Genomic DNA, 21,404 nt, shown 5'->3' on the forward strand with positions numbered 1-21,404 from the left:
TTACACTCCTAATACATCATTGATATCTGATTTTAAAACATCAGCTTTTGGTCCATAAATCGCTTGAATACCAGTTCCTTTTTTTACTAATCCTAAAGCGCCAAGTCTTTTCCAAGCAGATTCGTCTTTAACTGCCTCAGGATCTTTAACCGTTACACGCAAGCGTGTCATACAAGCATCTACATCCGAAATGTTTTCTCTTCCACCTAAAGCTTCGATAATCCCATTAACTTGTGCATCTGCAGTACTCATTGCAACTGCAGGAATTCCTTCAGTTGCAACACCATCTTCGGTAGCACTTTCTTCAATATAATTACCTAAACGACCTGGAGTAGCAATTTTGAATTTGCCGATCATCCAGTAAGAAATAAAGTAAGCTAAGAAGAAGAAGACCACACAAGAGATAATAAAGTTGACAACATCCCAGACTAATCCGGCATTGATAGACATCGGAATACGCGTCAAGAATTCAAGGGTACCGAATGAGTGAACACGTAAAGCAATCACATCTGCCAGCGCAAATGAAATTCCTTGAAGAACAGCATATACTCCGTATAAAGCAGGAGCAGCAAACATAAACATAAATTCAAGAGGTTCAGTAACACCAGTTAAGAAAACAGCTATACCAGCAGATAGAAACATTGATTTGTATTTTGAACGTTTGTCTTTATCTGTACGACGATACATAGCAAATGCAATACCTAATAAAGTACCTGCTGCACCAATCATCTGTCCAACTTTGAAACGAGCAGGAGTAATAGAAGTCAATAATTCATTGTAAGCAGCAGTATCGCCAGCGTTTTTCAAGTTCACTAAGTCGCTGACCCAAGCTAACCATAATGGATCTTGTCCGAATACTTGTCCACCAGCACCAGAGCCTGTTAAGACAGTATAAGTACCACCAAGAGCAGTATAGTTTATTGGAATCGTCAACATATGGTGTAAACCAAATGGAAGCAATAGACGTTCTAATGTTCCATAAATAAATGGTGCGAATACGGGTGCAGTTTCGCTAGAAGTTGCGATCCATTGCCCAAAGTTGTTGATTCCTGTTTGAATGACCGGCCATACAAGAGCCAATCCTACTGAAATAATTACAGACCATAAAATAACTACGAAAGGTACAAAACGCTTTCCATTAAAGAAAGAAAGGGCTTCCGGTAATTTGCGGTAGTTATAATACTTGTTAAAAATAACCGCTCCCACAAATCCAGAAATAATTCCGACGAATACACCCATATTCAAAGCAGGTGAGCCTAGAACAGAAGTGAAGTAACCATCTACAGGGATTACTTGTCCGAATAGAGTGGATGTTGTAGCGCCTTCAGTTACTAACATATCTGAGGTTACTCCGAAGACAGCACCTGAAGTCATATTAATTAAGATAAAAGCTAAAAGAGCAGCGAAGGCTCCACCGGCACGTTCTTTAGCCCAAGAACCACCAATAGCAACCGCAAACAAGATATGTAGATTGCTAATAACAGCCCAACCTAGATTTTCCATCACACTACCAATGGTCAACACAAGAGTGATATCCCCGCTGAACATGGCAATCATTTTTCCAATACTAATCATTAATCCGGCAGCAGGCATAACAGCCACAACGACCATTAACGCTTTACCTAGTTTCTGCCAAAAATCAAATGAAAAAAGTTTTTTCATTTTTAAATCCTCCTTATGAATCTAAATTCGTTTATGCAAACGATTGCTTTAAATATACGGCTTGCTTTAAAAAATTGCAAGCGTTTTTAGTGTTCGAAAAATTGTTATCGGTAACATTTTTCAGAAACTCCTTTATATCAAGCTTTTTTTACTAATGATTTCTTGGAGACAGAGAAATAAACCATTTCAAATTGACAATGCAATCGTTTGCGTTTAAACTTGCGTTAGCTAATAAAGAAAGCAGGAATTGCACTAAGATATTTTTACGCAATCCCTGCGTCAGGAGGAAAAAAAGTGTCACATACAAGATTATTTGAAATAGATGAATGGAAAGTTAAAACAACTGAATTGAACAAAGAGGAACGTCGCTTACAAGAAAGTTTAACGAGTATTGGAAATGGTTATATGGGGATGCGTGGTAACTTTGAAGAAACATATTCAGGTGACCATCATCAAGGTAGTTATATTGGAGGCGTTTGGTATCCAGACAAAACACGTGTCGGATGGTGGAAAAACGGTTATCCAGAATACTTTGGTAAGGTGATCAACACAATGAACTTTATTCAATTAGATCTATTGATCGATGGAGCAAAAGTTGATTTGTATACGGATAAGGTATCTGATTTTGAAATGGAATTGGACATGCAACACGGAATTTTGAGAAGAAGTTACGTAGTAGAAAAAGCCGGTAAAGAAGTGCAAGTTGTTATAGAGCGATTTGTCAGCTTGGATCAAAAAGAACTGTGTGCCATAAAAATGGAAGTTACTAGTCTATCAGATGAAGTGAAAGTAGAATTGATCCCAGCTCTTGATGGGAATGTGACCAATGAAGATTCGAATTACGACGAACAATTTTGGCTTCCAGTTTCTCAAGGAACGAATCGTTTAGTGATCGAAACAAAAGCAAATGATTTTGGAATTGAACAGTTTACAGTAGGCGCTGTGATGTCGAACCGCGTTATAAACGTTGAGAAAACATCTGATGAAGTGTCTGAGATGAAAGTAACAGAAACATACACTGGAATCTTAACAGTTGGAGAAAAAGCAGTCATTGAAAAACGTATTGTATTAACGACTTCACGTGATTACAGCAAAACAGATGTGGAGAAGCAAAGTCAGACGATCAGTGAACTAGTTAATCAATTATCATTTGAAGAATTGCGGATGCGTCATGAATCTCTTTGGTTGGAACGGTGGAAAAAGGCCGATATTGAAATTGGCGGCGATCCTGCAGCTCAACAAGGTATTCGTTTCAACTTATTCCAATTGTTCTCTACTTATTATGGCGAGGATACTCGTTTGAACATTGGACCTAAAGGCTTTACGGGTGAAAAATATGGTGGAGCAACCTATTGGGATACCGAAGCTTATGCTGTGCCGTTATACTTAGCATTGGCGGATCCAAAAGTAACGGAAAACCTATTGACGTATCGTCACAATCAATTACCTCAAGCAGAACACAATGCAAGACAGCAAGGGTTGAAAGGTGCTTTATATCCAATGGTGACTTTCACAGGAGTGGAGTGCCACAATGAATGGGAAATCACTTTTGAAGAGATCCACCGGAATGGTGCGATGGCTTATGCCATTTACAACTATACAAACTACACAGGCGACGAAAGCTACCTAAAAGAAAAAGGATTGGATGTTCTAGTGGGCATCAGCCGTTTCTGGGCAGACCGCGTACATTACAACCGCAGAAAAGACCAATATATGATGCATGGTGTGACCGGTCCGAATGAATACGAAAATAATGTCAATAACAACTGGTATACAAATAAGTTAGCAGTTTGGACATTGAAGTATACTTTAGAATCTTTGCTGTTGTCAGCAGATAAAAAAGAGTGTTTACAAGTAACAGATCAAGAGACCACAAAATGGCAAGAAATCATTGAGAAAATGTACTATCCTTATGATGAAGAAGAGCAAGTTTTTGTTCAACACGATACCTTCCTAGACAAAGAATTGCGTCCAGTTTCTGAATTGGATCCATCTGATCTACCATTGAACCAAAAATGGTCATGGGATAAAATTCTACGTTCGCCATTTATCAAACAGGCAGATGTCTTACAAGGAATCTACTTCTTTAAGGAAATGTACTCGATAGAAGAAATTGAACGCAATTTCGACTTTTACGAACCGATGACGGTACATGAATCTAGTTTGTCTCCAAGTATTCATGCGATTTTAGCAGCTGATATCGGTAAAATGGACAAAGCAGTAGAGTTTTATGCTCGCACGGCTCGTTTAGATTTGGACAACTACAATAATGACACAGAAGATGGATTGCACATCACATCTATGACAGGCAGTTGGTTGACGATTGTTCAAGGATTTGCCGGTATGCAGACCGTTAACGGACAGTTATCGTTTAGACCTTATTTGCCAGAAAACTGGACAAATTATGCTTTCCATATCAACTACCGCGGACGTTTACTGAAGATCTCTGTAACAAGTGAAGAAGTATCGATCGTGTTGCTTGAAGGCGAAGCATTGGAATTATCTGTTTATGATGAATCAATCGTATTGAACGATGTTTATACTTCTACAACTAAAACACCCAAAAAAGCTACTAACTAACAAACAGAGAGGAAGATAAAGTATGAAAGCAGTACTATTTGATTTAGACGGTGTTATCACAGATACAGCTGTTTACCACTATGAAGCATGGAAAGCATTAGGAACTAAGATTGGTATCGACATCGACGAAGAGTTCAATGAACAATTAAAAGGTGTTAGCCGGACAGACTCATTGAACCTTATCTTAGAAAAAGGGAACAAACAAAATGCTTATACAGAAGCAGAAAAAACAGCTATGGCTACTGAAAAAAATGATCTGTACAAAACATTGATTGAAAAAATGTCTCCAGCGGATTTGTTACCCGGGATCAAAAACTTGCTAGACGAACTAAAAGCAAAGGATACCTTGATCGGGCTAGCTTCTGCTAGTCAAAACGGACCTGTGATCTTAGATAAATTACAAATTAACGACTACTTTAATGAAATTGTTGATCCAGCCAAATTAAAAGCGGGCAAACCAGATCCGGAAATTTTTGTGACTGGTGCTCAACAACTAGGTGTTGCTGTGAGCGAATGTGTGGGCGTAGAAGATGCGGCTGCTGGTGTGGATTCTATCAATGCTGCCAATATGGTTTCCATTGGTGTTGGTGAAGCTAAGAATCTAGGCAAAGCTACAAAAGTTGTACCAAGTACTGCTGATTTGACAGCAGGATTATTAGAAGATGTATGGAGTGATACTGTTGGACGCGCGTAAACAACATTACGGTTGGTATGAAGAACAAGAAGTTTTTGAATACGTCCTTACCAATGATCACCATGCTGTTTTTCGTTGTATCGATTATGGAGCAGTAGTAACAGGGATCGAAGTGCCTGATCAGTTTGGAAAAATAGAAAATGTTGTGCTTGGCTTTAAACAGTTTGAAAATTATGTAAATGATTCGCCTTATTTTGGTGCTTTTGTCGGAAGAGTAGCAGGGCGTATCGCTGATGGTGCATGGTCTGATTATCAACTAACTAAAAACGAAGGACAACACCATATTCATGGCGGAAATCATACCTTCAGTCAACGTGTTTGGGAAAGTCGAGTGGTGAAAGAACAAGATAAAATCGGTGTTGCTTTTTTGTTGGTCAGTCCAGACGGAGACAATGGATATCCAGGTAATCTCAATGTGACGGTGACTTATTACTGGACTAATGATAATGTTTGGGAGATGCTAGTTACTGCCGAATCGGACCAAAAAACACTGTTTAACCCGACCAATCATACGTATTTTAATTTGAGCGGACACACAAAACGAGACATATTGAACCATACGCTTCAAATGGATGCACAAAATTATGCGGAAACGAATGAGTCTAAATTACCGACCGGGTGCTTACTGCCGGTTGCGAATACAGCTTTCGATTTTAGAAGGGCTAAAAAAATGACAACAGCGATCAAAGAACGGCCTGAAGGATTTGATACACCCTTCAAATTAACAGGAGGTAAAACGATTCAACTTCATGATCCAGACAATGGCCGTACTTTAGTGGTGGAAACCGACCGAGAAGCGGTAGTGGTTTTTTCAACGACGGGTATGGAAGAAGATTACTTGGTGGATGGTGAGAAAATGAGCAGTCATCGAGGAATAGCATTGGAAACACAAGAATTACCTGATGCAATAAATCATCCTGAGTTTCGCACTATTGTCATCGAACCCGAAAAGACCTATCGTTATTGGACAAAGTACATGTTTACAACTCAATAGGTATAGCTTAAAATGAAGGCAGAAAGGATGTGCGTAGATGTCAGTCACAATCAAAGATGTAGCCAAAAAAGCTGGAGTAGCCACTTCAACTGTATCGCGTACCATCCAAGATTCTCCCAGTATAAGTGAAAAAACAAAACAAAATGTTCGGCGTGTGATGAAAGAAATCGGATACCGTCCAAATTTAACGGCACGCGGGTTGGTTAATCAGGCTACTCAAACGATTGGAGTCATTTTACCAGTATCTCAAGGGCAAGGTTTTCAAAACACCTTTTTCCTCAGTATGATTCGTGGAATCAGCAAAGCGTGCAACGAAAAGAAATATATGGTGTCGCTTGCTTCTGGAACTACAGAAGCAGAGTTGCTGGAAAGTATCCAAACGATGGCTGAAGGTGGTCGTGTTGATGGGTTTATCGTCTTGTATTCCAAGAAAGACGATCCGATCATTGAATACCTGCATCAAGAGAAAGTGCCTTATGCTATGATCGGAAAACCGTATAAATACGAAAATGAGATGCTTTATGTAGACAATGACAATGTTATTGCTGGAAAAGATGCTGCAAATTATTTGTTGCAATTGGGACATAAAAAAATTGCGTTCATAGGGGAAGATGCCCATCAAATGGTGATTCGAGAGCGTTTAAAAGGCTACACGCAAGCTTTAGAAGATGCTGGAATTCAAGTAGACCAAGATTTGATTCTGGATGTCACTCTCCCCGAAGCAGCTTATCGAAGAAAAATGGAGCAGCTTTTTGGGAACAATGATTTTCCAACGGGCATCGTTGCCAGTGATGATTTGATTGCTTTGAATATGAGTTATTTACTTAGTGGATTTGGTTTGAAAATACCAACAGATGTTTCGATCATCGGATTCAACAATTCGATTTTTGCTGAAAAATCCCGACCAGAATTGACCTCAATCGATCTGCATACAGATTCATTAACTTCTCAGACCGTCTATCAATTGATTGAATTGATGGTAGGTAAACAAACGTTAGCAGTCAAAATCATTTTGCCTCATCAAATCATTGAACGACAGTCTTGTATAAGAAACGACAACTAGAAAAATCTCCTACACTCCTTTGTTGAAAAGGAGTGTGAGAGATTTTTTTAATAGGATCTCCTCTCTTTTTCAGTAAGTGATATTGACATGGTAAAAAATTCAATTACAATATATAAAATTGGATAAAGTCGTGCGTGCACTAAATGTAAACCAATGGTTGCTAGATGTAAATCAAATGGTGCGTTACTTTTCAATTAAAATAAGAGATAATAGTATTCGTAAGTATTATATCCGGTATTTTTTTCACTAACTAAAATAATAAGATCTGCTTAAATTATTTTAAAAGGGAATAGGAGAAAATCAATATGAAAACAATGAAAATACTAGTTCATTTGTTTGCAATTGCAATGCTAATCTTCCTTGGATTTTTGTATGCCGCATATGTCAAACGTGATGGTAGCTTATTGTGGATTCCAGGTATTTTATACTTTTTTGGTATTTGTTTTAATTGGTACATCTATTCTAGGTTATTTAATAGATTGAGTAAGCATAAGGGGGTATAACAATGAAAATAACAAAAATATCCATAATAATAGCTATTCTTATTGGAATAGTATTCTTATTTATTATTCCTTCTGCTAAACAAACCCTTTATTTTTTGCCGCTAATAATTATTGTTAATGTAATTAGAATTTGGGAAATGGCTGTAAAAAAAAATAATAACGATCAAACTAAAAATTGATTGTTATTATTTTAAAACGTATGAATCATAGTAGTTAACATTAAAATTAATACAAGAAATTATGTAAATTAACGTATTTAATAATTGAACTAGGAGAAAAAATTATGTTTGAATTTTTTGATTATAAGTTTTATATTTCAGAAAAACTGAAAGTTTATTTAGACCCTGCTTCGCAAAGATTTGCAGTTTTAACTAAAGAAGACGATGACATACAAAATACTCTTTTAAAAGTGTGAAAGCCTAATTCATGGGAGGTTTTAAAATGAAAACTAGAAAGAGTTTAATTATTTTTTTTATAGGATGTGCAGTAGGATGTATTTTTTACTTAATTGGCAATAATAACACCTTATCCAATAACCCATCAGAAGCTAGTGATAACCCTAACAGCATCTCAACAGGAACTTTCTCTGCTAGAGAAGCAAGTAACTCACTTGAAACAGATATAAATTCCGAATTAGATAATACAGCGGATAGTAATACTGAAGTAAACAGCTCATCGGTTAATCCAACAGAATCCACTAGTATATCAGAATTTAGTGATACAACTACTAGTTCTATAGAAAATAAAAGAAAAGATCTTCAACCGAATTGGAAAATTATTTTTGAAAAAGAACTTAAAGAATCTTACAATGTTACGGTTAAGAAATATGAGGATCTAGGAGACGGATTGTATGGTGTTATATAAATGAAATTGATACTGGCGAGATGCCTTATGTTACAGTAGATTCTCAAACTGGTAATTTTCATGGATAAAAAAATTAAACCAACTGCTGAATATGGTAGTTACTTTTGGTTTAAAGATGGACATATATATAAAATTAAATTTAGGGCTTGTTTTTTTCTTGAATTATAATAAAAATTTATACTGTTTTTATAAGCAATTACATAATAAAAAGCGATAAAAGGAGATTAGTATGCTGAATTCATTTGATTACGGTTTACTTAATTTGGGTAGTTTAGTACTTGGATTATTCCTGTTTTTAATATTATACGACGTAAGAAAAGAATAATGAACCCAAATGCTAGATCAAAAATCTAACATTTTGGGGTCAGTATAGGGATTATTTGTGCAGAGGTTGATTGGTTTTTCTATGTTAAAATTTATTGAATACTTTTCCATTTTGTCAAACTGAGATATAGTACATAATTAAATTTGTGGGAGGTAATTGTATGGTCAATCGTTCAGATGTTTTAAGATATGCAGAAGAAATCTATAAAACTATTTCAGAGCATTTGTGGGATAAATATCCAAGTTATGAAGTGTTACGACATAAGCATAATGAAAAATGGTATGCGATTATCATGAATGTGCCTAAAAATAAAGTTGGCTTAGAAGGCGATGAAGTTATTGATATATTAGACATAAAGTGTGAACCTGAAATGGTTGCGCCTTTGTCATCACGAGAAGGATTTTCCCGTGCATACCATATGAATAAGGAACACTGGTTAACGGTTATTTTAAACGGAACTGTTTCGGATGAAGAAATATATAGTTTGATTGGTACAAGTTATAAAATGACAAAATAACCACTTAACTTCGTAAAAGCAATATAAGAAAGCGACACATGCAATTTCATAAAGTTCTGTATTAAGGACCATTTTTGACCAGAGCTTTTTGTCTCATTATTTTAGATAAAAAAGATAGAAACTTACTTTGAAAAAAATAAGTTTTTATCTGTCATCATGTGTCCAAGCAGACCACATGATGGCTTTTTTTGCGTCAGTATCAGCAGAGTAAACTACCCGATGCTGGATATTTTAACGGCGTGAATACTTGTCTTTTAAATTTCAAACTAACTTATCATAAGGCGGTGGATTTTGAAAAGGGTTCTTTTTTATTACTTCCATTAAATCTTTAAATTCGTGATCTAAATGAGCTCCTTTTAAATGTCTTAGGTCTTTTGTAGTTGATCTGGGCTAGGGTTTACGATCGACATAAGTTATACCTTCTTTTAATTCCGTTTATTAAAACGTACTTATTTAGGTACGTCAAAATTTTGTAAAAACGCTGAACTGCTTAAAACGTATATCAAGAACCTTATAAAAATAAGGTTCCTTTTTTTTATATTTTAACGGTTACTTAAATTATATACAGAAGCCGAATAAAAATTATAATCATTTTTTATTTATTGTTACTATTAGTTTTACCATTACCACTGTATTCAAAATCAATGTTCAAAATCATTACGTAGTAGTTTTTTGTTAGGAATTAGTTCCAATTTTTTGGTGTGAAATTAGTAAAAAATTCCTTTCTATATTTTTTAAAAGATTCTAAGGAAAATATTTTCAAATTAATTATATTAACAGTAGTTACCTGAATAATTCATAGAATTTCTGAAACTCTATTAAAAGCCTATTAACGCGCGGTTCTTCTTTTCTTTTTCCGCACCCTTTGGGTGTACAAAAAGAACCCCAATCTGCTATGGTTAAAGTGACTAAACTAAACCATAGCAGATTGGGGTTCTCTCAATGGCTACATTACAGGAAAAACACGTAAAATTCAACTCTAAAATGGTGGTGTCAAACACCGGTGGTAATCTTTCGTCGGATGCCGGTCTCATCTTGGTGAAGGAATTCATGGATTCGCTTGGATTTTATTCGTTCGCGAAGCAATTCCTCCACTTCAAAGAGGACCGTATTTATTGGACCCATGACAGCATCTCCTTGCTCGAACAGCTGCTCTTCCAGTTGATTGCCGGATATTCCGCGGATTCGTCCGCCAATCTCTTGAAGGAAGATCCCATTTTTCGGTTGGTTTTGGATAAGGAAGCTATTGCCTCCCAGGCCTCGCTATCCCGCTTCTGGGATCGGATCAGCGAGGAGAACATTGCACAGTTCCAGGAACTGAACCAAGCTATGCTGGACAAGGTCCGCATAGAACGGAATAATACCCAAATGATCATCGATTTAGATTCCACACATTCGGATACGTTCGGGAACCAAGAAAAGACTGATTACAATGCCCATTATGGCACACAGGGCTATCATCCGTTGGTGGCCTTCGATGGCCTCACAGGAGACTTTCTGAAAGCAGAACTTCGTTCTGGCAATGTGTATACGTCAAAAGGTGTAAAAGATTTTCTGGCACCGATGCTCACACATTACCGTCAAGTCCTTCCCAGCACTGATATTTTGGTCCGGGGAGACAGCGGCTTTGCGACGCCCGAGGTCTATGATACGTGTGAATGCAACGGAAGTTTCTATGCCATCCGCCTGAAATCAAATAAAGTCGTGGAAAAACTAGCTGAATCCTTTGTCCTGGTTGGGGACGACCATCCCTGGGAGGAAAGGGAAGTCCACTACTATTCCGCGTTCTATCAAGCCAATAGCTGGTCTCAAAAACGTCGAATCTGTATCAAATCGACTCGGGAAGCGAATCATCTGGTGTTCAGTCACGAGTACGTAGTCACTAATCTTCACGATGAATTATCCGCGAAAACCATCTTCCAGATTTACCATAAACGTGGCACCATGGAGAACTTCATCAAGGAAGCGAAAAATGGGTTCTATTTCGACAAGACGGATAGCTCAAGCTTCTTGGAAAATCATGCGCGGATGATGGTAAGCCTGTTGGCTTACAACCTGGTCAACTTCATGAAGACCATCTGTCTACCTGAAAAGGAAGCGACATTCCAAGTCGACACATTGCGGCTCCGCCTGTTCAAGGTGGCGGGTAAATTGGTCCGCAGTGGCCGTAGATTGCTTTTACGGATGAGCTCCTCCCATGTCTATCAAGACTTGTTTTATCAGTCACTGGACAAAATCCAGCAACTCAGTTGGCAAGCGTAAAACAGCAATCAGCTTTTAAAAAGACATGGAATCACTAAGGGATTCGTGCGCCCAAAAACGGCTCCAGATTCCCTATCTTCGTTAAAAAACCAAAAGGAAATCTGTTTTCGAAAGTACAAACTGGTTGAAAAAAAGAAAATTCAACTCAAATCGATGTATAAACGTTATTTTCCAAAAAAAATTAGGTCTATGAATTATTCAGGAGTTATATTCTTTTTAGGAAATTTTATTTCTGATAAGAAACGTGATAGCGTTCATAAAATAAACCTAATATGTGAATAGCTAAAATACTTGTGCTAAAATTAAGTAGAACTTTTTGCTACATAAATTTAAATTCAACGATTATTGAAGTTCTTAGCGATTTCAATCATTACTTCATTAAATTCCTTTTGGAAATAGGTGATGTTGTTGTGGTCCTTATTCACGATGAGGCTAATGTAAAAGCGCGGCGCATTTTCAATGGGAACTCTGACTAGCCGTGGGCGATTATCTACTAAAATATCGCTCATAAAAGCAACCATGTTAGTGGAAGAAGCAATGGACAATGCCGTTTGGATTTCCTTGGTATAAAGAGTTTGTGGCTGTTTAATTTGGTTGTCTTTAGTCCACTCCTCAAAAATACGTTGGTGGGTGTAACCTTGCGCTAAGGAGATAAAAAGCTCATCTTGAAGCTCCGATGCCATGATGATGCTTTTCTTGGCTAAGGGATTGTCAGGGGATACCCAAAGCGCTATTTCTTCTGTTCGCAAAGGAATTTGCAATAAATTTTCTGCTGAAAAAGTAGGGCAGTCGCTTCCAATAATGGCCAATGGAACTTGACCTTTACATACCAAATCCAACATCGCATCGGAACTTTCTTTTTCAATGAGCTTCATAGAGGCCGAAAACTTTGTTAAGCGTGGCATTAATTGCGCCATAAAATGGCCGCCAATGGTTGGCAAGAAGCCAAAGTATACGACTTGATTTTTTAAATCATGAATTTCTTCTTTAACTTGTTCGACTGTTTGTAAAATATGAGTTGAATGCTTAACTAAAATTTCACCGGTTTCTGTCAAACGCAATTGTTTGTGAAGTCTTTTTCTATCTATTAATACCGTTTCAAGTTCCTTTTCAAGGCGTTGTAAAGCCATCGAAATGGAAGGCTGAGAGACGTAAAAATGTTCTGCTGTTGCAGTAAAGTTCAAGGTTTCAGCCAATTGATTAAAGTATACTAAATCTTGTAGGTTCATTGTGTCCTCCTGTAAGCTTTTGTGAATTTAATAACATAAGTAAAACGTATACTAAACTATCTTTCCATAAATATTATTTATCATACCATAAAAAAACGATATTTTCTAAGTGTAAAGGAACGTGATAAAGTAATACATGTACCGAACCACTGAAGCGCTTCCAAAATAATTGTGAAAGGTGTGACATTTTTTAAAACGATTAAACAGTTTAAAAAGTATTCAACATTGGATGACTTAGTTGCTCGAGAGACGCTTTAGGAAGCTCCTCTCATAAATTAAAATGGGGGGATAATCAAGTCGCAATGTCTAGATTACTCTTTAGTAATGGCGAATTGTAGCAAAAATTATAGTTCCGTTAATTGTAATGATCGCCAAATAGCTGTTTTAAACTTAGGTATAAAATTTAAAACTCATTATATAAAAAGGATGGTTGACAATATATGGCAATTGAACAAACGATAAAATACGATGCACCAACAGTAGAACAAGAAATCGAAGTAGTAAGCACTTACCGACTTGAAGAAAGAGCTCGTGAAGTCGTTCCAGCTGGCGGATTTGATTATATGTCAGGTGCTTCAGGAGATGAATTCACATTAAAACAAAATAATGAAGCTTGGTCACACAAAGGAATTCTGCCTCGTGTATTAGCTGATGTAGAAAATCCGGATACATCGACTTCTATTTTAGGACATGACATTAAAGTACCTTTTATTATGGCGCCTATTGCAGCTCATGGGTTAGCTCATGAAACAAAAGAAGCAGGAACAGCTAAAGGAATCGCTGAATTTGGCGGTACGATTATGTCTATCAGTGCTTATTCAGGAGCTACATTTGAAGAAATCGAAGATGGCTTGAAAGGCAATCCTCGTTGGTTCCAAATTTATATGAGTAAAGATGATGAAATGAATAGAAATATTCTTGATGAAGCTAAATCTGATGGTGCGACAGCGATTATCTTAACAGCAGACTCAACGTTAAGTGGTAATCGTGAGAAAGATATGCTGAATAAATTTGTTTACCCATTCGGTATGCCAATTGTTTCTCGTTACTTGACTGGATCAGGAAAGAATATGTCTTTGAACAATATCTATGCTCAATCCAAACAAAAAATCACACCAAGAGATGTGAAGTTCATTTCAGATTACTCTGGCTTGCCAGTATTTGTTAAAGGAATTCAAACGCCTGAAGATGCTTCATTAGCGATTGGTGCAGGAGCAGCTGGTATTTGGGTATCCAACCATGGTGGACGTCAATTAGATGGTGCGCCTGGTTCATTTGATACTTTGGAAAGCATTTCTAAAGTTGTTGCTGGTCGCGTTCCAATCGTATTTGACAGTGGTATTCGTCGTGGAGAACACATATTCAAAGCTTTAGCAAGCGGTGCAGATATCGTGGCTCTAGGTCGTCCTGTATTATACGGATTAGCTTTAGGCGGATGGAAAGGCGTTAAATCTGTTTTAGATTACTTCGAAACAGACCTGAAACGTGTTATGCAATTAGCTGGAACCCAAACGATTGAAGACGTTAAAAATGCTCGTTTGTTTGATATGAAAAAATAAATTTATGTGAATTTGCGGGAGCGGTGCCGACTAAACGGCGCCGCTATATATTAAGTGGATCAGAGGATTTATGGAAGATGAAAAAAATGCACTTATACAAAAGAATCAAGCTCTGAAACTCACTTAATAAAAAACGGATAATGGAAGGAAAAAAATTATGATATTACAGACATTACTTGCAGTACTGCCTATTGCATGGCTGATTATCTCACTTGGCGTATTAAAGATGCCAGGTACAAAAGCCTGCTTGATCGGACTGCTTCTTACACTTGGAATCAGCATCGTTGGTTTTGATTTCCCAATCATAGATGCATTTACAGCAACATTAGAAGGCGTTACTAATGGCATTTGGCCAATTGTTTATATTATTGTAGCCGCTTTATTTACGTATAATTTAGCTACTTATTCTGGAAGTATGAAAATTATCAACCAATTGTTGACAGGAGTCTCCAAAGATATGCGAGTATTAGTTTTACTGATTGCTTGGGGATTTGGTGGATTTTTGGAATCAATTGCTGGATTTGGTACGGCAGTTGCAATCCCGGCTGGAATTCTAGCTTCATTAGGTGTAAGCCCAGTTATGGCAGCTGTTATTTGTTTGATTGCGAATACTACTCCAACAGCATTTGGAGCAATAGGATTGCCTGTGACATCATTAGCTCAAGCAGGAGGGCTAGAGGTTATGCAAACATCTTATATAGTCTCATTGCAGTTATTTTTGCTTATTCTAATCGTTCCTTTTATTTTAATTATGCTATCAGGCGAAAGTATAAAAGCATTAAAAGGTGTTACTCTCATTACTTTACTATCAGGGCTTGCATTTGGTTTGCCTCAGATTTTTGTGGCTCGCTACATTGGCCCTGAGTTGCCGGCTGTTATTGGTTCTTTAATTTGTATTTTGGTCACGGTCTTGGCGGCCCGTTTTGTAAAAACGTCAGAAAATTCTCCTTACTTGATCAAAGATAATAATCACGTAGGGAAGTCATCAATTACCTTCTCGGTAGCCTTTAGGGCTTGTCTGCCTTATATTTTTGTTTTTCTATTTATCATTTTATCTTCATCTTTATTCCCGGCCATCAGTGGTACATTGGGAAAAGTACAGTCTTCATTTGTAATTTATTCTGGAGAAGGTGCAAAACCTTATGTGATCAAGTGGTTGACTACTCCAGGGACATTGATTATCTTAGCTACTTATTTAGGTGGATTGATTCAAGGTGTTTCTTTTGGCAAAATTACTGGCATTCTTTGGAGTACGATCAAGCAGCTTAAAAATACCGCTGTGACTGTAAGCGCAATCGTAGCCCTATCTAAATTAATGGGATATAGTGGTATGATCAGTGTACTATCAACTTCACTTGTTACCTTTACAGGATCTTTATTCCCATTGATATCTCCTCTAATTGGAGCCGTTGGTACATTTATTACGGGTAGCGATACGAACGCGAACGTTCTCTTTGGATCGTTGCAAGTTAATGCTGCTCAATCGTTAGGTGCGAATGAATACTGGTTAGCTTCAGCTAATATGGCAGGAGCAACAGCCGGTAAGATGATCTCTCCTCAAAGTATAGCTGTAGCAACTGCAGCTACAGGTTTGATTGGACAAGAAGGTGCAATCACTAAAAAAGTATTTAAATACTTTGCCTTGTATTTGGGTGTTATTTGTTTGATTGTATTCTTCTTAGGCAAACTGTTAGGTATGATTTAATTTTAAAATCAGGGAGTACACTTATAAAAAATTTTTAAAATCAAGGGGCTGGGGGAAAACTCAGTCTCTGAATAAAGAAAATCCCCAACTCTTTCATTTTGGAAGAGTTGGGGATTTTTATCGTTTTAAAAGACACAGTGAGCCAAATACCTTATAATTTAAGTACGACCAAAAACCAAAGGAGTGACTCACCATGTATCAAAATTATAACACAATGGAAACGGCCTTAACACTACAATTGGATTTTACAATCCCGAATGATCATGAAGCCCGCCTCATTAGCCGTTTTGTCGATTCTATTCCTTCGGAATTTCTTCTTGAAGAGACGTCTCATACGGGACGCCCTGCCTTTCATCCCGCCATGCTTTTAAAGATGTGTTTGTTTGCCTATAGTCGCACAACCTTTTCTGGACGCAAAATGGAACGGATGAATGAAGAATCCATTCCTATGAAGTGGTTAACGGGCGATACTTCTGTTAGCTACAAGACAATCAATAACTTCCGTTCAAGCGAGCACGCATCAAAACTCATCAAGTATGCATTCATTCTTTTCACAACACTCTTAAGTGACAACGGCTTGATTCACGAAGACGCGCTCTATATCGATGGTACAAAGATACAAGCCGATGCAAATATTTATAGTTTCACTTGGAAGAAAGCAATCGAACGCTATGAAGCAAAACTCAATGCCAACGTTTCGGAATTGTATGATGAACTTATCCAGGCAAAAGTAAACCTCGCTTTATCGGAAGAGATATTAAAAACTTCGAAAGGTATTGAAGAAATAATCGTTTCCCTGGACAAAGAACTTGTGGCCGTTGAAGCTGCGATTACAGAAGAAAAAGTGATTCCCAAAGGTGGTTCGAAACAGAAGCGACGTCGTCGCATCCTCAAGAAACATCGAAATAAATGCGAAAAAGATTTCTTGCCGCGTAAGCAACGCTATGAAGAAGCAAACGCCACATTTGAAGGCCGCAACAGTTTCTCAAAAACAGATACAGACGCAACATTCATGTGCATGAAAGAAGATCCGATGAAGAACCGTGAGTTAAAACCGGGTTATAATCTTCAAGTCGCATCGAGCAATCAGTTTGTCATTGCCTATGATATTTTTTCCAATCCGACGGATACACGCACGTTTATCCCTTTTTTAGAATCCATTCAAACGTTAGATTTATTTAAATACATCGCCGCAGACGCCGGCTATGGCAGTGAAGAAAATTACGAGGCGGTTATGGATACCTTTCAGAAAGTACCGCTCATCCCATATGGCATGTATCAGTAAGAGAACAGTAAAGCCTATCGCTCTAACCCTAAACAACGCGCCAACTGGGATTATGACGAGATTGAAGATGCTTATACGGATTTAGACGGCGTCCGTTTTAGTTTCTCACATATAGTACGCAAAATGATAAGAATGGTTTCCGCAGACAATTTAAAGTATACAAGGCTGATGTGGAACAACTGGACGAGACACGCAAGCAACTAGCCAAGACACCCAAAGGTGCCCAACGCCAGACAGCGGTCAACTATAACTGGGAATACTTCAAGCAGCATGCAAAAGAGAACCTTGAAAGCGATCGTGGCAAAGCCATCTACGCACAACGAAAAGTTGACGTAGAAACTGTTTTTGGTCGTATGAAAGGTTTATTTGGCATGCGCAGAACCCATGTCAGAGGCAAGCAAGCCCGTTCATAATGACATCGGGATCATGCTTATGAGCATGAATCTTACAAAACTAGCCCTTGAGGCTAGAAGAAAAGCGGATGCTTTTTACAAAAAATCAGTCAAAAATAAAAATCGCAATGAAACAATCAGAATTTTGATTATTTCATTACGATTTTTTTATTTGAGGCTAGTTTTTTCCCAGCCCCTTTGTTTACATATTGTTATTTTCTGATAAGACTTGGTTTTTCCAGTTTGATTCAGTATTAAAATTTTTGCCTGATAGGCTATTCCATATTGTAATTTACGCCTGTTGTATAACTATTAGAAGCATCCCAAAGTAAAAATTCATTTACTCCAGCATCGTGCAACGCTCTTACTTGATCTTCAACTTGTGCTGCGCCGTATTGTTGGTAATTTCCAGCTCCTAAGTAAGAAGCGGTGAAATCTTGCAACCAAGGTCTTGATTTCGGAGGCGTTTCTAAACCTGAAAGTAATTTATTTTCTACTTTCATATACTCAGCGACTAATTTATAAGGTTCTAAGTCTGGTTTACTGATACCGAAGTAAGAGTTCCAATGACTTGGGTAGATCATAGAAGAAATAACATCAACATTTTCAGAGATTTTAGAGAAGTTTTGACCGATTCCGGGAGCTTCTGGAACAGTTGCTGAATACCCAAAGATATCAACAGAAACCTCTACGTCATAAGCTTTTAGTTGTTCTCGGGCATAGGCCACAAAGTCACTAACTGCTGAAACTCGTTGTTGAATGTCATCAAGATCGCTTGTTTCGTAATCACCAAGAGTGTAATCTAACGATTTGCTTTCGTTCTCAAAACCTTCCGGGAAACGAACATAGTCAAATTGAATTTCTTTGAAGCCCATTTTTGCCGCTTGTTTAGCAACTTCTATATTGTAATCCCACACTTCTTTAGAAAAAGGATTAACAAACGCATCGCCATTTCCATTTTTCCAAACGGATCCGTCAGCTTTTTTAAAGGACAATTCAGGTCTAGCTTCAGCTAGTAAAGTATCTTTAAAGACCACTACACGGGCAATAGGGTAGATTTCATTTTCTTCAAGTTGTTTCATCATAGCAGCTGGATCAGTTACATAATCATTTGTGCTGTCTTGGACGATCTTGTTTTCAGATTTCAAATCCATTGTCATATTTCCAACATCATCTTTGACATCGATAACCATTGAATTTAAACCACTAGAATTGACAAAATTAATCAGCTCTTTCATTTTATCTGTTCCGCCGGCTGAATAAGCTGTAACGTAAATACCTTTTACGCCATTTTCAGGATACTCAATATTAATTCCACTATCGTAAGTGAATTTTGAAGGGAATTCGGCTGGTGTGCTTAGAATAGGTTCTGTATTGATCTCTAGTAAAGTTGGTTCAGGATTCTCTTCAGCTGATACAGCAAGAGGGGAGAAACCGATACTTGCTGTTGCTAATAATCCTAGCCAGAATGCTGTTTTATTTTTCATACTTGTTTAGTCCTCTCTTTCAGGTGTTTCAATAAGTTTAGGGTCAACTAATGTATACCCTTTGTCAATCAAGCCTTCAGCAATTGATAAGACGGCTTCATTAGTCCATGTGCGATCATGCATCAATAAATTAGCCCCATCATTCAAATATTCTGTATTTAACATGATATCTGTTAAGGCTTCACTAGTTTGGTAATCTGCTTCCCAATCGTATCCGTAAGTCCAGTTCATTGAAACCATTCCTTCTTCAGCCATAATAGCATCTGATGTTTCAGTTGTTACACCATGTGGTGCGCGGAAGAAGTGTGGCTTTTCACCTGTGACTTCATAAATCAATTCATTGGTTTTTAAAATTTCTTCTCGTTGTTCTTCAGAGCTGATCGTACTTAAATTGGGATGCGTTTGGGTATGGTTTCCAATTTCGAATCCCATATCATAAATTTGTTTCAATTTGTCTTTTCCTTCATCTGATTCTATGTACATACCGTTTACAAAGAAGATGGCAGGGGCATTAATAGATTTTAATTGTTCAGCTATATCTACTGCATGTTGATCAGGAGAATCATCAAAAGTTAATAAAGCTACTTTTGACTCAGTTTCTGCATCAATTGGTTCTACAACTGAGGTAACAGGGTTTATTTTATACTGAAATGCTTGTTGTTCATCAGGTGTTTCTTCTGTAGATTCCATTGAGCTTTGAGCTGAGCTGCTTGCTTCGCTGGTTTCTGTTTCATCTGTACTACTAGATTGACTTTCAGTTACCTCAGAATTAAGTGAACTGCTAGTGTCGTTATCAGATTCAGATGATGCGGAAGGTTGACAGCCGCTTAAGACAAGTGCACTCATAAGGGATACACCAAGTAAGATAGTTTTCATGTTTTAAGTACTCCTTTACTATAAGCTTATTTTGATGAGTCGTTTAATTTGTTCAAAGACTCGGTTGTAGCAGTTTGAGAATTTTGTACTTCCACTAGCTCTTTGTCTAATTGTAAAAGTAATTCTTTGGTTTTTGTATCGTGTTCATTGATAGTTTCCATACCTTCAGTAAGGGTATCATAAGTTGCTTCTTCTTTACCTAATTCCGTAAAGTAAGTTTTTTGTTCTTCTAGTACTGTTTCATAATGAGTGACATATTCATCTAATGAAGCAGTTAAAGTTTCTATATTAGTGGTTAATTGATCCAATTCATCTTGCGGCAATTCATCACTCATTTTTTCGTCTAAAAGGGTTTGTTCTTCTTTCATAGCAGTAGTTGTTTCTTTTAGTTCAGAAAGCGAAGTGGAACGTGCACCAACATTTTCAAAAACAGCAGAAGTTCCGTCTGCTAATGTGCTTAATGATTCATCTTCAGAAAGCGTAGTTTCAAAAGTTCCTTGTAAATTCTTTTCTTGCTCTGTAATGGCATTTAAGTCACTCACGATCTGTTCTTCTTGTGTCTTAACAGATGTAGTTGATTCTAAAGCTTCCGCTACGTCATCATTTCCGCAAGCAGTTAAGAACAATGATACTGCAAATAGATTTGTTGCTAGATATCTTTTTTTCATTTTTTGCAAAACTCCTTTTTTGATTTAACTAAAATCAATTTAACGATTGAATAACATTACACACTTTCATTCAATCGTAAATAGATAAGCCCTTTACATTATAGCAAACGTTTACTAGTTTCTAAAGCAATACGGTTGGTTATTTAATAAACCAAGAGACAAGACGAGGAAAATAAAAAACTATCTCTTAACTGGAGAATCATGTAAAATGGTAGAGTAAGTGTAAAACAGAATGAAATAAAGAGAGGGCTAATATGTTCATATATTATATCTTAGCTGCTATCATAGTAGCCGTTGATCAGTTTACTAAATTTTTAACCGTGCAAAACATTGACTTATATGAAATAGTTGAAGTTATACCAAATATCTTATCTTGGATGTATATTCAAAATGATGGAGCTGCTTGGAGTATTTTAGAAGGACAAATGTGGTTCTTTTATATTATAACCATTGTAGTCGTAGGTGTGGTTGTTTATTACTTGCAAAAATTCGGCAAACAAAGTCGCTTATTTTCAACTGCTTTGGCCCTTATTTTAGCTGGTTCACTGGGAAATTTTATTGACCGTATTCGATTTGAATACGTTATCGACATGGTTCGCTTGGAATTTATCAATTTTCCAATTTTTAATGTAGCCGATATGTCTTTGAGCATCGGCGTTGTCTTAATGATTATTTTTGTTTTCATGGACGAAAGAAATGAAAAAAAGAAACACTAAACCACCGTTTTATAACTAAAAAG

General features: G+C 37.1%; 17 protein-coding genes and 1 pseudogene. 13 read left to right on the forward strand and 5 right to left on the reverse strand.

All coding sequences use genetic code 11. The annotated features are described in order from the left end of the window. The gene (locus tag BR65_RS03125; protein WP_034536664.1) at positions 1 to 1,662 is read right to left on the reverse strand and encodes a PTS transporter subunit IIBC; all 1,662 of its coding nucleotides are present in this window, start codon (positions 1,660 to 1,662) and stop codon (positions 1 to 3) included. Positions 1,663 to 1,956: 294 nt separating this feature from the next. Here BR65_RS03125 and BR65_RS03130 point away from each other — a divergent pair, with 294 nt between their 5' ends. The 9 genes from BR65_RS03130 (at position 1,957) to BR65_RS03165 (ending at position 11,464) form a co-directional block, all read left to right on the forward strand. Next, on the forward strand, positions 1,957 to 4,242 hold the full coding sequence (locus tag BR65_RS03130) for a glycoside hydrolase family 65 protein (RefSeq protein WP_034536666.1): 2,286 nt from the start codon (positions 1,957 to 1,959) through the stop codon (positions 4,240 to 4,242). Between the two features lie 22 nt (positions 4,243 to 4,264). Then, a complete protein-coding gene (gene pgmB / locus BR65_RS03135; protein WP_023177938.1) occupies positions 4,265 to 4,936 on the forward strand; it encodes a beta-phosphoglucomutase in 672 nt (223 codons plus the stop codon). Next, positions 4,905 to 5,930 carry an aldose epimerase family protein gene (locus BR65_RS03140; RefSeq protein ID WP_244877142.1) on the forward strand — a complete coding sequence of 342 codons (1,026 nt, stop codon included), beginning with the start codon at positions 4,905 to 4,907 and terminating at the stop codon, positions 5,928 to 5,930. Before pgmB ends, BR65_RS03140 begins: the two co-directional genes overlap by 32 nt. Before the next feature lie 37 nt (positions 5,931 to 5,967). Next, positions 5,968 to 6,993 carry a LacI family DNA-binding transcriptional regulator gene (locus tag BR65_RS03145; RefSeq protein WP_023177941.1) on the forward strand — a complete coding sequence of 342 codons (1,026 nt, stop codon included), beginning with the start codon at positions 5,968 to 5,970 and terminating at the stop codon, positions 6,991 to 6,993. 505 nt (positions 6,994 to 7,498) lie between these two features. Next, on the forward strand, positions 7,499 to 7,675 hold the full coding sequence (locus BR65_RS13940; protein WP_169741890.1) for a hypothetical protein: 177 nt from the start codon (positions 7,499 to 7,501) through the stop codon (positions 7,673 to 7,675). Between the two features lie 104 nt (positions 7,676 to 7,779). Beyond that, the gene (locus tag BR65_RS14145; RefSeq protein WP_280512908.1) at positions 7,780 to 7,911 is read left to right on the forward strand and encodes a hypothetical protein; all 132 of its coding nucleotides are present in this window, start codon (positions 7,780 to 7,782) and stop codon (positions 7,909 to 7,911) included. Positions 7,912 to 7,937: 26 nt separating this feature from the next. Next, the gene (locus BR65_RS03155; protein ID WP_034536671.1) at positions 7,938 to 8,360 is read left to right on the forward strand and encodes a hypothetical protein; all 423 of its coding nucleotides are present in this window, start codon (positions 7,938 to 7,940) and stop codon (positions 8,358 to 8,360) included. A gap of 485 nt (positions 8,361 to 8,845) precedes the next feature. Next, on the forward strand, positions 8,846 to 9,202 hold the full coding sequence (locus BR65_RS03160; protein ID WP_034536672.1) for an MmcQ/YjbR family DNA-binding protein: 357 nt from the start codon (positions 8,846 to 8,848) through the stop codon (positions 9,200 to 9,202). A gap of 942 nt (positions 9,203 to 10,144) precedes the next feature. After that, a complete protein-coding gene (locus BR65_RS03165) occupies positions 10,145 to 11,464 on the forward strand; it encodes an IS1380 family transposase (protein WP_034536674.1) in 1,320 nt (439 codons plus the stop codon). Positions 11,465 to 11,799: 335 nt separating this feature from the next. Here the strand turns inward: BR65_RS03165 and BR65_RS03170 are convergent, their stop codons facing one another. Next, positions 11,800 to 12,693: a LysR family transcriptional regulator gene (locus BR65_RS03170; protein ID WP_034536675.1), complete on the reverse strand. Its 894-nt coding sequence runs from the start codon at positions 12,691 to 12,693 to the stop codon at positions 11,800 to 11,802. A 440-nt stretch (positions 12,694 to 13,133) separates the two neighbouring features. Here BR65_RS03170 and BR65_RS03175 point away from each other — a divergent pair, with 440 nt between their 5' ends. The 3 genes and pseudogenes from BR65_RS03175 to BR65_RS03185 all read left to right on the forward strand — a co-directional run bounded on the left by BR65_RS03175 (position 13,134) and on the right by BR65_RS03185 (position 17,857). Beyond that, positions 13,134 to 14,252, forward strand: coding sequence for a lactate oxidase (locus BR65_RS03175; RefSeq protein ID WP_034536677.1), 1,119 nt, complete (start codon positions 13,134 to 13,136; stop codon positions 14,250 to 14,252). 157 nt (positions 14,253 to 14,409) lie between these two features. Then, a complete protein-coding gene (locus BR65_RS03180) occupies positions 14,410 to 15,957 on the forward strand; it encodes an L-lactate permease (protein ID WP_211251482.1) in 1,548 nt (515 codons plus the stop codon). A gap of 193 nt (positions 15,958 to 16,150) precedes the next feature. Beyond that, positions 16,151 to 17,857, forward strand: a pseudogene (locus BR65_RS03185) (IS1182 family transposase). Positions 17,858 to 17,909: 52 nt separating this feature from the next. Here the strand turns inward: BR65_RS03185 and BR65_RS03190 are convergent. Genes BR65_RS03190 through BR65_RS03200 form a run of 3 tightly spaced genes read right to left on the reverse strand, consistent with a single transcriptional unit; the run spans position 17,910 to position 20,665 of the window. After that, positions 17,910 to 19,121, reverse strand: a complete 1,212-nt coding sequence (locus BR65_RS03190) for a putative glycoside hydrolase (RefSeq protein ID WP_034536679.1) — start codon at positions 19,119 to 19,121, stop codon at positions 17,910 to 17,912. 6 nt (positions 19,122 to 19,127) lie between these two features. Further along, positions 19,128 to 19,997, reverse strand: coding sequence for a polysaccharide deacetylase family protein (locus BR65_RS03195; protein WP_034536680.1), 870 nt, complete (start codon positions 19,995 to 19,997; stop codon positions 19,128 to 19,130). 26 nt (positions 19,998 to 20,023) lie between these two features. Beyond that, positions 20,024 to 20,665, reverse strand: a complete 642-nt coding sequence (locus BR65_RS03200) for a YkyA family protein (RefSeq protein ID WP_034536681.1) — start codon at positions 20,663 to 20,665, stop codon at positions 20,024 to 20,026. 254 nt (positions 20,666 to 20,919) lie between these two features. Between BR65_RS03200 and lspA the strand changes: the two genes are divergently transcribed. Continuing rightward, on the forward strand, positions 20,920 to 21,381 hold the full coding sequence (gene lspA, locus BR65_RS03205; protein ID WP_034536683.1) for a signal peptidase II: 462 nt from the start codon (positions 20,920 to 20,922) through the stop codon (positions 21,379 to 21,381). The last annotated feature ends 23 nt before the right edge of the window (positions 21,382 to 21,404 follow it).

It is taken from the genome of Carnobacterium inhibens subsp. inhibens DSM 13024 (genome assembly GCF_000746825.1).
In the GTDB taxonomy this organism is placed as follows: domain Bacteria; phylum Bacillota; class Bacilli; order Lactobacillales; family Carnobacteriaceae; genus Carnobacterium_B; species Carnobacterium_B inhibens.

What these genes read in the sequence shown, in the direction of transcription:
- BR65_RS03125 (WP_034536664.1), bottom strand. Translation starts at nt 1,662, where the DNA reads ATGAAAAAACTTTTTTCATTTGATTTTTGGCAGAAACTAGGTAAAGCG.
- pgmB (WP_023177938.1), top strand. Translation starts at nt 4,265, where the DNA reads ATGAAAGCAGTACTATTTGATTTAGACGGTGTTATCACAGATACAGCT.
- BR65_RS03140 (WP_244877142.1), top strand. Translation starts at nt 4,905, where the DNA reads ATGTATGGAGTGATACTGTTGGACGCGCGTAAACAACATTACGGTTGG.
- BR65_RS03145 (WP_023177941.1), top strand. Translation starts at nt 5,968, where the DNA reads ATGTCAGTCACAATCAAAGATGTAGCCAAAAAAGCTGGAGTAGCCACT.
- BR65_RS13940 (WP_169741890.1), top strand. Translation starts at nt 7,499, where the DNA reads ATGAAAATAACAAAAATATCCATAATAATAGCTATTCTTATTGGAATA.
- BR65_RS14145 (WP_280512908.1), top strand. Translation starts at nt 7,780, where the DNA reads ATGTTTGAATTTTTTGATTATAAGTTTTATATTTCAGAAAAACTGAAA.
- BR65_RS03155 (WP_034536671.1), top strand. Translation starts at nt 7,938, where the DNA reads ATGAAAACTAGAAAGAGTTTAATTATTTTTTTTATAGGATGTGCAGTA.
- BR65_RS03160 (WP_034536672.1), top strand. Translation starts at nt 8,846, where the DNA reads ATGGTCAATCGTTCAGATGTTTTAAGATATGCAGAAGAAATCTATAAA.
- BR65_RS03165 (WP_034536674.1), top strand. Translation starts at nt 10,145, where the DNA reads ATGGCTACATTACAGGAAAAACACGTAAAATTCAACTCTAAAATGGTG.
- BR65_RS03170 (WP_034536675.1), bottom strand. Translation starts at nt 12,693, where the DNA reads ATGAACCTACAAGATTTAGTATACTTTAATCAATTGGCTGAAACCTTG.
- BR65_RS03175 (WP_034536677.1), top strand. Translation starts at nt 13,134, where the DNA reads ATGGCAATTGAACAAACGATAAAATACGATGCACCAACAGTAGAACAA.
- BR65_RS03180 (WP_211251482.1), top strand. Translation starts at nt 14,410, where the DNA reads ATGATATTACAGACATTACTTGCAGTACTGCCTATTGCATGGCTGATT.
- BR65_RS03190 (WP_034536679.1), bottom strand. Translation starts at nt 19,121, where the DNA reads ATGAAAAATAAAACAGCATTCTGGCTAGGATTATTAGCAACAGCAAGT.
- BR65_RS03195 (WP_034536680.1), bottom strand. Translation starts at nt 19,997, where the DNA reads ATGAAAACTATCTTACTTGGTGTATCCCTTATGAGTGCACTTGTCTTA.
- BR65_RS03200 (WP_034536681.1), bottom strand. Translation starts at nt 20,665, where the DNA reads ATGAAAAAAAGATATCTAGCAACAAATCTATTTGCAGTATCATTGTTC.
- lspA (WP_034536683.1), top strand. Translation starts at nt 20,920, where the DNA reads ATGTTCATATATTATATCTTAGCTGCTATCATAGTAGCCGTTGATCAG.